The organism is Saezia sanguinis, assembly GCF_003991585.1.
Classification (GTDB): domain Bacteria; phylum Pseudomonadota; class Gammaproteobacteria; order Burkholderiales; family Burkholderiaceae_C; genus Saezia; species Saezia sanguinis.
On sequence record NZ_PQSP01000001.1, the window covers coordinates 350,011 to 364,710 of the forward strand.

Here is a 14,700-nt window from a genome sequence, read left to right on the forward strand (position 1 = left end):
TTCCAGTTTCGTTTTGTGCCATATTAAAAAGTATATAAATTACTTAATTGCTTTGTCATTTTGAAACAGGAGTGGCAGAATACCCCAAAAACTGTGAAATATTTCACGATTTATATCAAGACAAACAAAGAGTCAGACAGATAAAATTGGACGCCTAAACAATACCCACACTATAAATCAACTGATTGTTTAGTCTTTTCTTGCTTTGTGTTGTTTCGAAGAGCCCAAGTAGAGAATCATCAAAATAGTTTTTCATTTCCCCCCACATTTTGGGGCCGGGTAGTCAAAATTTTCATTCAGCGCACACATTGTGAGGACAAGTCATATGAAAAGCGATCAGCGGGCGTCTTCTATCCGTCGCCGTCGTAATCGTGGTTTTAATTACCCGATGAAATCTTTATGTAAAGAGATTAAAAATGCATTGCCGTTGCTTGCACTGGTTGTGGCAATACCTGCATATGCACAAATCGATGTCCCCAGCGGAGATCTGGGCAGCATTTTAAATGGTGGCAGCTACAACCTGCGTTTGACTGGTGATGTAACCTGGAGCAGCACCAACCCCTTTTATGTCAATAGTGCGACCAAAACAAACATTGTCATTGACGGCAATGGGCAGACAATTGATATCTCTGGTATTGGCAATCTTTTCATAGGCAATACAACTGGCACTTCAACGCCTTTTTCTCTGGCAATTACAAATGCCATCATCACCCAAACGGCCTTGAGCACTGCGCGCAGCGCTATGTTCTGGATATCTGTCAGCGGTGTGACCGGTAACCTGAATCTGGAAGGTACGACTTTTCAAAATATCAGGCCCACAGGCAATGGCGGTGTAGGTGACTATGGCCCAATCATCAATCTGCGATCTGGCAACTCGACCTGGAATGTTGATGGCGGCACGGCTGGCGTGACATTTCAAGGTAACAAGGGCAATGCGGATCAGCCGGGTGTTGTGGGTGTTTATGCAGGCTCAGTGAATTTCAATGGCAAGGTCACGTTTGATTCTAACTGGACCGGGAACTATGGTGGTGCTGTATCGGTGTATGAGGCAGCCAATAGCACAATGACGTTCAATGGCCAGACGCTGTTTAAGAATAACCGCGCAGCAACTTTTGGCGGTGCCGTTGACCTGTGGAGTGGTTATTCAACGCTGATATTTAACGGCATCACCACATTTGATGGTAATTATGTTTATGGACAAGGGACCTTAAATTTTGATTTCCCCTGGAGTATCAACGATCAGCATGCCGCAGGTGGCGCGATCCATATGGGCTATCTTGCCGGGACGGGTGGAGGCATCACATTCAATGATAGTGTTGTTTTCAACAATAATTTTATTGTCAACACTAAGTCCGGTTCCACAATTAGCGATGCATTGGGTGGTGCAGTTTCGCTAAATGCCAAAGGCGGTTCGGGCAGTAGCTATACCTACAACCTGAGTCTGAAAGGGCCTTCCACTTTTACGGGCAATTACGTTTATTCTAGCAGTGGCCATGGATATGGCGGCGCTATTTATACCGATTCCAGTGGCACAGTTTTTGTAGGTGGTGGCAGCAGCTTCACCAATAACGTAGCAAGCACAGCTGGTGGGGCTATTTATGTACGGCGCGGCACCATCAGCCTGTCAGCAGACAGGGGTGATATTACTTTTCAGGGCAATCGCCAGGGAGCAACTTTTTCATCCTACAGTAAAACGCTGGAATCGGGCAGTTCTTATACGTTTTACCAGCCGAATGCTGGCACAGGTACGCCCAATGCGATTTACTGGACCAATAATCTGACAGCATCACATGCCCTGAACCTGGATGCTGCTGCCGGTAATGCCATCAACTTTTATGATCCTTTGCTGGCGGATTCCGGTGTGACATTAACCGTGACTAAAACCGGAGATGGTGAGGTTGCGTTCTATGGCGACAATGGTGCGTCCACCAATTACAACTCGCTCTCTTCATCAACGACCAATACCACGGTCAATGGCGGCATTTTTACAGTGGGTAACAGCGCTGCATATGGCAATGTGGCTGCAGGTTCGTTTACGCTCAGCTCTGGTGCTACGCTTAAAGGCAGTAACAATGGTACATTGAGCGCGGCGGCAATCCGGCTGAATAATGGCAGTGGTTTAACTGTCAGCGGTGGCACTTTGGCTCTGAATTCAGCTTCCATTGCGTTGGGCAGTGCAGCCAATGGCATCATTAACCTCACAGGCTATGGTACGCTGAATGCCTCATCCAATCTGAATGCAGCTTACAGCGGTACATCTGTTGCAGCCAATATCGGCACGGATGGCAGTTCCAATCCATACACGCTGACACTGAATGCGGCTTTGTCGGGGGCAACCAATATCACCAAAACCGGTGATGGGATTCTGGAGTTGTCTGTAGCCCAGTCATATACCGGGGGAACTTATGTCAACGCGGGTACCGTGCTGGTCAACAATGCCGGCACACTGGGCAGCGGTGTTGTCAATATTGCCTCGGCGGGGACGGTGAACATTGCCAGCCCCAGCAGCGGCAACTACACATTTGGCAATGTATTGACTGGTGCGGGTTTGTTACAGGTCGGGCTGGCGAATACGGGCAATACATTTGATTTTGGTGCATCCACAGGTTCCGCTTTTGCGGGAACGGTTGAGCTGGGTAACAGCAGCTTCAATCTTGCCGGTAGCAATACAGCGGCACTGACAAACGCCACGCTGAAACTCGATAGCGGTAATACAACCATAGTGGGCAGTGGAACTCAGGCGATTGGCAACCTGAATATCAATGGCGGCACATTGCGTTTCAGCAATATGCCTACAGGTGTTATCAGCACAGGTGTTTTGAGCCTGAACTCAGGTATCATTCAGGCCGACAACGATATCTCCGGTGTTTTGGCAGAGCCATTGCTGCATCAGGATGAAGGCTCCAGCCAGCAACTGATCGCTGCATCTTCGGTAACGGGTCAGGCCGCTAACCTGAGCCTGCAGGATACGTCAGGTGTAGCGTACAGTACGGCAACCTCCAACATTGTCCAGGATTCGGGAACGGTGGTTGCCATAGGGACATATACAACAAGTTTGACTTCTGACAGTGCCGGGCTGTATCTCAACCATGTGCTGACCAGGCTGGATCTGCAACCAGGGCAAAGATTATCGCTTGATTCCGCAGCCGCCGGCATTGAAGATATGAAGGCACAGATTACGGGTAGCGGTAGTCTGTGGCTCAGTACCGTAGATACCATTATTCTCAACAACGCCACCAATGATTACACAGGCACAACAGAGGCTGCCGAAGGGCTCATCATACTGGGCAGCGACAACGCACTGGGACAGACCAGTCTGCTCAATATCAGCAATGCTTTTGGCCCGACCACTGTTGATGTCAACGGCAAAACCCAGACGGTAGGTGCACTAAGGGGCGTGGGTAATCTGGATATCAACGCAGGCAACCTGAGCATCAGCAATGGCGGCACATTCAGCGGTATCATCTCAGGCACCAGCGGCCAGTTGAACCTTACCGGCGGCACACTGACGCTCACGGGTGCCAATACCTACACCGGCAACACCAGTGTAGCTTCAGGCAGCACCATGGCCATCGGCGATGGCGGCACCACAGGCAGCTACGCAGGCAACATTGCCAACAGCGGCAGCGTCAACTTCAGCCGCAGCAACAATACGACCTACGCGAGTGTGATCAGCGGCAGTGGCAACATGAGCCAAAGCGGTGGCGGTACGCTGATACTGACCGGTAACAACACCTACACGGGCGGCACCACAGTGGCAGCCGGCAGCACCTTGCAACTGGGCAATGGTGGCACCAGTGGCATGGTGGCAGGCGACATCACAGACAACGGCAGTGTTGTATTCAACCGCAGTGATGCGCTGACCTACGCAGGTGTGATCAGCGGCTCCGGCAGCATGAGCCAGAACGGCACTGGCACGCTGATATTGACAGTTGACCATACTTATACGGGCGGTACCACCGTGGCAGCCGGCAGCACTTTGCAGCTAGGTAATGGCGGTACTACGGGCAGTGTTACAGGCAACATCACAGACAATGGCACACTGATTTTTTACCGCAGTGACAATCAAACATACGCAGACGTTATCAGTGGCAGCGGCAATCTGGTCAAGCAAGGCAGTAATACGCTGACATTGACTGGTGCAAATGCCTATGCCGGCACAACAGATGTGGATGCCGGCACGCTGGTGGTCAGCGGTAGCGGAACAATAGGTGTCAGTGCGGTAGACATTGCCTCAGGGGCCACATTGCAAATTACAACGCCAGCCAGCGGCAGCTACACTTTTGGCAACGTACTCACCGGCAGCGGTTTGCTGCAAGCTGGTTTAACCGATGCTGCCGATGCATTTGATTTTGGTGCATCCACAGGTTCTGCCTTTACAGGAATGGTTGAACTGGGTAACAGCAGCTTCAGCCTTGCCGGTAATAACACAAGCGCACTGACAAATGCAACGCTGAAGATCAATACCGGCAATACGACGACAGTGGGCAGTGGCACGCAGACGGTGGGCAACCTGCATATCAATGGCGGCATTTTAAGTTTTGCCAATCTGCTCAGCGGCACCATTGCGACCAATGCGCTGACATTGAGCAGCGGTGAAATCCGCATTGACCCGACCGATGTGGTCGATCTCACAGGGTCGTTACTGGTGCAGGATGAGGGGGTTAACAATCGCCTGATCAGCGCCAGCAGTGTCACAGGATCAGCAGGGAGCTTTTCGCTGAACAATTTGGCAGGTGCAGCACTGAGCAGTGGGCAGGTTGCTATTGTTCAGGCATCTGACACCGTGGCACAGGGCACATATGGCTATTCACTGAATACAGGCAACTCAGATGGTCTGTATGTGAATTATCGTTTGAGCCAGGTCGACATATTGTCGGGCAAAACACTGACTTTATCTGGTGATGCTGCAACACCTGCAGGCGCTGCAGACCTGACCGCACAAATCATCGGCAGCGGTAATTTGCTGGTTAATGCCACCAACAGCATTACGCTGAATAATGCCACCAACAACTACACCGGCAGCACGACAGTCAGTGGCGGCACACTGGTGCTGGGCAGCAATAACGCGCTGGGACAGACCAGCCTGCTGAGCATCAACGCCGGTGCCGCAGCCAACATCAATGGCCAGAGCCAGACCGTTGGCAGCCTTGGCGGTGCAGGTAACCTGAACGTTAACGCAGGCAATCTGAGCGTCAGCAATGGCGGCACATTCAGCGGCATCATTTCAGGCGGCAGCGGCCAGTTGAACCTTACCGGCGGTACACTGACACTCACGGGTGCCAATACCTACACCGGCAACACCAGTGTAGCTTCGGGCAGCACCATGGCCATCGGCGATGGTGGCACCACAGGCAGCTATGCCGGCAATATTGCCAACAGCGGCAGCGTCAATTTCAGCCGTAGCAACAGTGCGACCTATGCAGGCGTGATCAGCGGCAGTGGCAGCATGAGCCAAAGCGGTGGCGGTACGCTGATACTGACCGGTAACAACACCTACACGGGTGGTACCACCGTGGCAGCAGGCAGCACCTTGCAACTGGGCAATGGTGGCACCACGGGCAGCGTTACAGGCAACATCACAGACAATGGCAGCGTTGTGTTCAACCGCAGCGATGCGCTGACCTATGCAGGTGTAATCAGTGGCTCCGGCAATCTGGTCAAACAAAACAGCAATACTTTGACACTCAGTAGTGCCAACAGCTACAGCGGCGGTACAACGGTGAGTGGGGGAACGCTGGTTCTGACAAATGCAAATGCGGCAGGCACCGGCACAGTGGCGCTGAGCGCGAATACACTGCTGGATCTGGACTTTAATGGCTCTTTTGCCAATGCGGTTACCGGCAACTCCAATACAACCGCCAGCATTCAGAATGGGAACACTGTAACGCTCACGGGTACAAATACAGGGTTCAGCGGGGTATGGGAAATTGACGGCACCGCCAATGTAGGGGCCGCAGACAATCTGGGCAGCGGCAGCGTTGCCTTGGCAGGTACATTGAATGTCGTGCCAGCCAGCGGTACTTATACATTTGCCAACGCATTGAACGGTGACGGGTTGTTGAATGTCAGCATGGGCAATGCCACCGATGCCTTTAATTTTGCCGCTTCGGCCGGAAATGCATTTACCGGCACCGTGGCATTGAACAACAGCGTATTTGCGCTTGCAGGAGATAATACAGCGGCGCTGACAAATGCAACTTTAAGGCTGAACAGCGGCAATGTGACAACCGTTGGCGCCGGGGTCCAGAACATCGGCAACCTGGAGTTCAATGGCGGCAGCCTGGCTTTTGGTGGTGCGTTGCCACCCGGTACGGCGGCTACAGGCGTTGTCAATACAACGGACCTGACGCTGACAAGCGGCCAGGTGCGGGTAACGTTGCTGACGACCGGCATTCCTAACCCGTCATCTCCTGGCTTGAATCTGCTGGCGCAGGATGACGCCAATATCATGGCACAACTGGTGGCAGCCAGTGGTGCGATCAGTGGCAATATCAGCAATATCGTGTTGGCAGATGCCAATGGCAATCCGATAAATTCTGCACAGGTACTGGCCATCACAGAAGGTGGCACTGCGGTTGCCAATGCCAGCTATGATTTCCGGCTGACCACAGGCACCGGCAATGACGGTATTTATTTCAATTATGGGTTGACACAACTGGATCTGCTTTCCGGCCAGACATTGCATCTGGCTGCAGATAGCGGCGCATCAGGCAATGCGGCAACCATGTCGGCCAAGCTGACCGGGATTGGCAATCTGGACGTGGATGCTTCCGCGGCAAGTGGACAGGCTGTGACACTGGCCAATGCCGGCAACGATTACACCGGCAGCACGACAGTCAGTGGCGGCACACTGGTGCTGGGCAGCAATAACGCGCTGGGGCAGACCAGCCTGCTGAGCATCAATGCCGGTGCCGCAGCCAACATCAACGGCCAGACCCAGACCGTTGGCAGCCTTGGCGGCGCAGGTGGGCTGAACGTCAACGCCGGCAATTTGAGCATCAGCAATGGCGGCACATTCAACGGCATCATCTCAGGCACCAGCGGCCAGTTGAACCTTACCGGCGGCACATTGACGCTCACGGGTGCCAACAGCTACACCGGCAACACCAGTGTGGCTTCAGGCAGCACCATGGCCATCGGCAATGGCGGCACCACAGGCAGCTACGCAGGCAACATTGCCAACAGCGGCAGCGTCAACTTCAGCCGCAGCAACAATGCGACCTATGCAGGCGTGATCAGCGGCAATGGCAGCATGAGCCAAAGCGGTGGCGGTACGTTGATCCTGACCGGCAACAACACCTATACAGGCGGTACCACCGTGGCAGCCGGCAGCACCTTGCAACTGGGCAATGGCGGCACCACGGGCAGCGTTACAGACAACATCACAGACAATGGCAGCGTTGTGTTCAACCGCAGCGATACACTGACCTATGCAGGTGTGATCAGCGGCAGTGGTAGTATGAGCCAGAACGGCGCTGGCACACTGATACTGACAGGTAACCATACCTATGCGGGTGGCACCACCGTGGCAGCCGGCAGCACTTTGCAGCTAGGCAATGGCGGCACCACGGGCAGCGTTACAGGCAACATCACAGACAATGGCACACTGATTTTTAACCGCAGTGACGCATCCACTTTTGGCGGTGTGATCAGCGGCAGTGGGCAGTTGCAGCATGGTGGCAGCGGTACCACGACATTGACGGCTGTCAATACCTATACCGGAGCAACCACGGTAAATGGGGGAACATTGCGTTTGACCGGGAGCGGCGCCATTGGCGGTGGCAATGTTGTGCTGGGTTCGGCAGGTACCTTGTTGATTGATGCGCCTGCAAGTGGCAATTACAGCTTTGCCAATGCGCTCAGCGGCAGCGGTAATCTGGTGGCAGCATTGGGTGCAAATACCAATACATTTGATTTTGCTTCCACTGTGGGCAATGCTTTTTCCGGCACATTCAAGCTGAATCAGGGCTCAATGGCGCTGGCTGGGGATAACCTGACCGCGCTGAGCAATGCAACGTTTGAACTCGGGGCCAATGGCCTTGCTTCTCTGAATGCCAACAACAGCATCGGCAATCTGACATTCAATGGCGGCCAGCTGGATGTTGCCATGGTCAATGCCAACACCGCATATGTGCTGACCGTTGATCATCTGGAAGTGGATGTTCCGGGAGGGGCAACTATTCCCGGCACTGTGAACCTGGGCGTGGCCTCATTGCCTGGAGGAATTGCTCCAAATGGCAATCTGCTGCAGCAAGACGAGGTCAGTGCCAATACGGGCATCAAAATCGTGGCCTCCAATACAGTGAGCTCAGTAGGCAAGCAATTGACCTTGTTGCTTGATGGCGTGGCTCCTACAGATACCACCATCACCATTCATGACGGTTTTGGTAATAACGATGTGAGCGCCACCTATGGTTACATGGCGGTGACAACGCAGTCCAACACCCCTGGTGAAACGGGCCTGTATGCTGGTTATGTGCTCAAGGAGCTTCAGAGCAACAGCAATGTTGTGCTGGATTCTACAGGCGCAGCCAATGAATCGATGGGGGCCAAACTTACCGGTACAGGCAATTTTGAATACCGTGCCAACAGCGACAGCATCACACTGCTCAATTCTGCCAATGACTATACAGGCCAAACCACAGTCAGCAGCGGCACCTTGATTCTGGGCGATGACCATACGTTGGGCAATACCAGCGCAGTCAATCTTGCCAATGGTGCTGCCCTGAACGTGAATGGCGCAACACAAAGCGTTGGTGCTTTGAACGGCAGTGCAGGTTCTGTGCTGAACCTCAACGGTGGGGACCTGACCATTACCAATGGAGGTACCAGCGCCGGAACCCTGGCAGGTAGCGGCCAACTGACCTTATCTGGCAGTACCCTGACAGTTCAGAACGCCAATACAGGCCTGACAGCCTCAACCACCATTGACAGCGGAGCAACGGCTGTGTTGCACCATGCAGCAGGTCTGGGCAGTGGTGCCATGGCGCTGGACGGTACACTCGCGTTCGACAACGCCAGCGGTACTTTTGCCAGCAGTACCAGTGGTGCCGGTGTGATGCAGTTGAACAATAGCAGTCATGTCAGCCTGGCTGGTGACAACAGCGGCTATAACGGCAATGTCAGCATCACAGCCGGCAGCAGCCTGACCGGCAGTTCTGCTGAAAACCTGGGGAGCAGCACCATCGGTAATGATGGGCAGTTGATTCTTGCAGGCAATGGCGACTGGACTTTCAGCAATGCCATGAGCGGTAGCGGGGAAGTGGTCAAACAGGGCAGCGGCATGGTGCGCATTGGCTCCGATTATGGCCATACAGGCGGCACAACGGTTCAGGCCGGGACGCTGGCGCTGGAAAACAGCAGTGCAGCGTTGTCAGGTGGCGGTGCGGTCAATATCGCCAGCGGCTCGACACTGGGTGGATACGGCAACATTTACGGTACTGTAACCAACCAGGGTAATCTGGCTGCAGGGGATGCCATTAATGCCCTGACCGGCGGGGCCGGTGAACTGATTGTGCATGGCGACCTGATCAACCATGGCGCAGTCGTTCTGGCCGGGCGTACAGTCGGTAACAGGTTGACTGTGACCGGCAATTACAGCGCAGCCAGTGATCTGGTGATCAACAGTGCGCTGGGCGGTGACACCTCCCCAACCGATAAACTGGTGGTGCAGGGCAACACCAGCGGCCATACTTCGGTAACTGTCTATAACGTGGGCGGTGTCGGGGCTCAGACAAGCAATGGCATTCAGATCGTTGAAGTTGGCGGCGCCTCCAATGGTACCTTTGCGTTGAGCGGGCGTGTGGTTGCCGGTGCCTATGATTATTACCTGCATCAAGGCAGCGTGAGCAATCCGAACGACGGCAACTGGTATCTTCGCACACCGGATCCTTATGTGCCGACACCAACGCCAACGCCTGTCATTCCTATCCGCCCTGAGGTGGGTGCCTATATGGCCAACCAGGATGCAGCGCTGGACATGTTCATGCATGGCATGCATGACCGCTTTGGCGACAGCCAGTTCATTGCCGGCGATGTAACTGACAAGTCCGTTCCCAGTTTCTGGGCCCGTACGAGCGGTTACTACATGGATAGCCGGGCGGCAGGCCAGATTGACCAGAACCGCTGGGGCAGTGCGCTTCAGATGGGGGGTGATCTGGCGCGCGGCACTTCCGGGCAGGGCAACTGGCGTGTGGGTGTGATGGCCGGCTATGGTTCAGCCAAGAGCAGAAACCAGACCGATGGCCAGACACCGATGGCACGCAGCGATGTCAACGGCTATAGCGTAGGCATATATGGCACCTGGTTTGCCGATGGAGAAACCGGCAGCGAAGGGCCTTACCTGGATACCTGGGCACAGTATGGCTGGTATGACAATAAAGTGCACGGCGACGAGCTGGCGCAGGAAAGCTATCACAGCCGCACCATGGCAGGCTCGGTTGAAGGAGGCTGGACCTTCAAGGTGCATGAAGACGATACGACCCGCATTTTTGTACAGCCGCAGGCACAGTTGACTTATGCACACTATAAAGGTACTGATGTATATGAAAATAACGGTACCCTGGTGCAAAGCCGTAACAACAGTGGCCTGATCAGCCGCCTGGGGGTTCGTGTATTCGGTTCGCAGCAAAGCGGGCATGACCAGCAGTGGCAGCCGTTTATTGAAGCCAACTGGATCTATAACGATGTTGGCGCAGGCGTTGCCATGAACGGGCAGGGCTTTGATACCAGCATACCCAGGAGCCGTTTTGAGCTGAAAACCGGTGTCGAGGTACGGATCAATGACCGCTGGAATGTATGGGGCCATATTGGTGCCCAGCAGGGGCACGAAGGCTATATGCGCCTTGAAGGCTTGGCGGGGGTCAAGTATTCGTGGTAAGTGGTGTTCGGATTCGGATATCTCATCAAAAAAAGCGGCCCGAAAAGGCCGCTTTTTTATTCATAGCATAGAGCAAAGTGTGTTTGCATTCACACATGCAGTTTATTGTTATAGTTGAAAACATTGACTGATAATGATTCTCATTTATAATTGCGTATTCTGTTTTATTATTCGCTGTTCCTGTGCAATGGGTGCATCAGATTCCATAAGCAGCAAATAGGGTTACGCTTGAATTGAATGTCTTTAACTGCACGCAACGTTGCCATTGTGATTTTTGTCGCCTTATGCCATGCCGGATTTCTTTGGATGCTGGCTGCGGCAAGGTCTAACATAGAACCACCCAAAATCATATCCGTTGCTTTGCTGGGATCACTGGTTGCCCCGCCAGCAGCAGCCCAGACACCTGCGGCATCCAGTCCGGAACCAGCAGCCCCGCCCGCACCTCCACCACCTGTGCCGCAACCTGTGGAGCCGCAACGCCCAAGGCCTGTACAGCCAACGCCACCGCCCCCGAAACCGACACCCAGACCAACGCCCAGGCCGGTCGAACAGCCTGTAACACCACCTCCGCAACCGGTGCAGGAACCTGCTCCGGCTGTCAGTGAGGCAACGCCGGCCGTTACTGAGTCTGCTGCTGCCAGTACACAAAATGCTGCCAGCAATAACTCTTCGGAAACTGGTTCGTCAGCCGGAGGTGCCGCACGCGGTGACCCATCGGGTGCTGAAAACGCCGTGACAGGGCCATCGTCCAGCGCATCGTACCTCAATAATCCAAAACCGCCTTATCCGCAGGCATCACGGCGCATGATGGAAGAGGGCACCGTCATTCTTCGCGTGCTGGTCAGTGCACAGGGTAAAGCCAACCGTGTGGAGATCAAGGTTTCCAGCGGATTTGCCAGGCTGGATCAGTCGGCCCGGCAAACTGTACAGAACTGGCGGTTTGTACCGGCCAAGCGGGGCAATACGCCTATTGATATGTGGTATGACGTCCCGGTCAATTTTTCACTTCGCAATCCATAAAAACAGGAATTACGCTCATGAATGAATCTTTTGGTTTGGCTGGCTTATGGCAGCAGGGTGATTGGGTGACACGCAGTGTTGCCGTCTTCTTATTGCTGATGTCCATTGCAACCTGGGTGGTGATCGTCATCAAGCTGATGAACTTATGGCAGCTTAAAAAGCAGGCCAAGGCTGCGGAGGCGTTCTGGCACGGCAGTGATTTTGATTCCGCCTTGCCGAGTTTAGGGAAAAACAACTGCTCTCCCTGGCGCATGCTGGCAGTCGAAGGGCGCGAAGCGGTGCGCCATCATCAGAACAGCAAGCAGCAACTGCATGACAGCCTGGACATCTCAGACTGGGTGACACGTATTTTGCGCAATGCTCTGGATACGCTGTCCGCACGTATGAGTTCCGGGCTGGCAATTCTGGCGTCTATCGGGTCTACAGCACCATTTGTCGGCCTGTTTGGGACTGTCTGGGGCATTTACCATGCGCTGATCAGCCTGAGCAGCGGCGGGCCAGCCACCATTGATAAGGTTGCAGCGCCGATTGGTGAAGCATTGATCATGACAGCATTTGGTCTGGCGGTGGCGATTCCTGCGGTGTTGGGGTACAACGCGCTGGTGCGCGCCAACAAAACCGTCAGCAGGCAGTTGCATCGTTTTGCCAATGACTTGCATGCGTATCTGATTACCGGTACACGCATGGCGTCCGCTGAGGAAATGGACAAGGTGATTCAGCTCAAAAGGGCTCAGAAAAAAGGCTGAAATGTGAGCATGAGCGTAACGAATAAAGGAACCTGATATGGCTTTTGGCACACTCGATGAGCAGGATGATGATGCCGTCATGAATGAAATCAACATGACACCGCTGGTGGATGTCATGCTGGTTTTGCTGATTGTTTTTATCATCACAGCGCCGGTGATGCACCACGCTTTTCAGTTGAATCTGCCGCAGGAATCAAGCCAGCAGCAGGATATCAAGCCCGATACCATCCAGGTGGCTGTGCATGCAGATGGCAGTTACCAGTTGGATGAAGAAAAAGTGACTGTGGAGGAGCTGGCCGCCCGCCTTGCTGTGGCGGCACAGCTCGATCCGCAGCCCGAACTGCATATCAGTGCAGATAAGGACGCACGCTACGAGTTTGTCGTGCATGTGATGGGAATAGCCCAGCAGGCTTCGCTGACCAAAATCGGGTTCGTCACCAATCCGGCTCCATAATCCGGAGGGAGATTTCGATGCAAAATGCGCATGAAAACAATACCGCCAATGCTCCGACAATGGATGTGGCATCCCTGATCGACAAGCAACGGATTTCGCCTGTGCAGATCCTGATCATGCTGATCTGTTTTGGTATCATGGCAGTGGATGGATTTGACACCTTTATCATCAGTTACATTGCATCGGCACTGAAAGATGAATGGGGTATTGCCTCGGAACAACTAGCACCGCTCCTGAGTGCCGGGCTTGCCGGGCTGATGGTGGGCGCATTTGTTTTCGGGCCGCTGGCAGACCGTTTCGGGCGTAAAAAAGTGCTGGTGTGCAGCATGGCTTTTTTTGGCGTCACCACGGTATTGTCTGCGCTGTCAGGTAGTCTGACCGAATTGACCGTTTTGCGTTTTCTGACCGGGCTTGGCCTGGGTGGTGCCATGCCGGCCGCATTGGCGCTGACCTCTGAGTATTGCCCGAACCGGCGCCGCTCGTTCATGGTGATGGTGATGTTTTGCGGCTTTACCTTGGGGTCGTCTCTGGGCGGGTTGGCATCGGCATACCTGATTGACATGTTCGACTGGCGCGCCGTGCTGTGGCTTGGCGGTGGCCTGCCATTAATTCTGCTGCCAGTGACGATCTGGTTGTTGCCGGAGTCAGCACGTTATCTGGCCATGAAGCAGCAAAAGCCGGAACTGGTTAAACGCATCATGCAGCGCATTGCACCGCAGGAAGACCTGTCCAAGGTGCGTTTTGTGGTTTTTGAAAACAGCAAGGACATGCCTGCCCGCGCTTTGTTTCGCCCGGCATTGCTGAATGGCACCTTGTTGCTGTGGCTGGGGTTTTTCATGAGCCTGCTGGCGATGTTTTTGCTGGCTAACTGGCTGCCGACCCTGCTCAAAATCATGGGCCTGTCACAGAAAACGGCCTCTCTGGTTTCCATGATGTTCACTGCGGGCGGCACGACGGGGGCGATTATCCTAGGGTTGCTGATGGACAGAATCTCCCAGTCCAAGGTTTTGTGTGTGAGCTTTACCCTGGCCGGCGGATTCATTGCTTTACTGGGCAATTTGCCTGCGGTACCGTGGCTGTTGGCGCTGGTGGTTTTTTTCGCCGGCATCTGCCTGAGCGGTTCCCAGGTGGGCATCAATGCGCTGGCGGCCTCTTACTACCCGACGGACTGCCGCGCCACCGGCGTGAGCTGGGCCAACAGTGTAGGGCGGCTGGGATCGGTACTGGGGTCGATGGCCGGCGGGCTGATGATGTCCATGCATCTTTCCAATCCGGTGGTGTTTCTGCTGACAGGTATTCCTGCGGTGATTACAGGGCTTGCCATGTTCACCTTCACGATTTTTCACCAGCAGCGGAACTATAAGGATGCCAGCACAGTTTCTGTGATGACCTGATTGTCATGAGCGGTCAGAGCTCATGATGGTCTATTTGGTCTATTGCTCAGTCAGAGCTTTTGGGGCTGGTTTCATCACATGAATACAGCAAAAAATACCTGCCTGTTTTAAAACCTCCGCTGGCGTATGGTTCATCACCTCGAAGGCATGTGTGCTTGAAAAATAGCAGATAATATGAGAATGAGAATTGTTATCATAATTGTT

At 53.8% G+C, this 14,700-nt stretch carries 5 protein-coding genes; all 5 read left to right on the forward strand.

All coding sequences use genetic code 11. The features are described from left to right. The first annotated feature begins 325 nt into the window (after nucleotides 1–325). On the forward strand, nucleotides 326–10,882 hold the full coding sequence (locus CUZ56_RS01615) for an autotransporter outer membrane beta-barrel domain-containing protein (protein ID WP_126977586.1): 10,557 nt from the start codon (nucleotides 326–328) through the stop codon (nucleotides 10,880–10,882). A gap of 237 nt (nucleotides 10,883–11,119) precedes the next feature. Beyond that, nucleotides 11,120–11,902 (forward strand): energy transducer TonB, encoded by a 783-nt coding sequence (locus CUZ56_RS01620; protein WP_126977588.1) that lies wholly within the window; start codon nucleotides 11,120–11,122, stop codon nucleotides 11,900–11,902. A 17-nt stretch (nucleotides 11,903–11,919) separates the two neighbouring features. Next, nucleotides 11,920–12,648, forward strand: a complete 729-nt coding sequence (locus CUZ56_RS01625; RefSeq protein WP_126977590.1) for a MotA/TolQ/ExbB proton channel family protein — start codon at nucleotides 11,920–11,922, stop codon at nucleotides 12,646–12,648. Between the two features lie 37 nt (nucleotides 12,649–12,685). Next, on the forward strand, nucleotides 12,686–13,102 hold the full coding sequence (locus CUZ56_RS01630) for an ExbD/TolR family protein (RefSeq protein WP_126977592.1): 417 nt from the start codon (nucleotides 12,686–12,688) through the stop codon (nucleotides 13,100–13,102). A 17-nt stretch (nucleotides 13,103–13,119) separates the two neighbouring features. Beyond that, on the forward strand, nucleotides 13,120–14,496 hold the full coding sequence (locus CUZ56_RS01635) for an MFS transporter (RefSeq protein WP_126977594.1): 1,377 nt from the start codon (nucleotides 13,120–13,122) through the stop codon (nucleotides 14,494–14,496). Nucleotides 14,497–14,700: the final 204 nt, after the last annotated feature.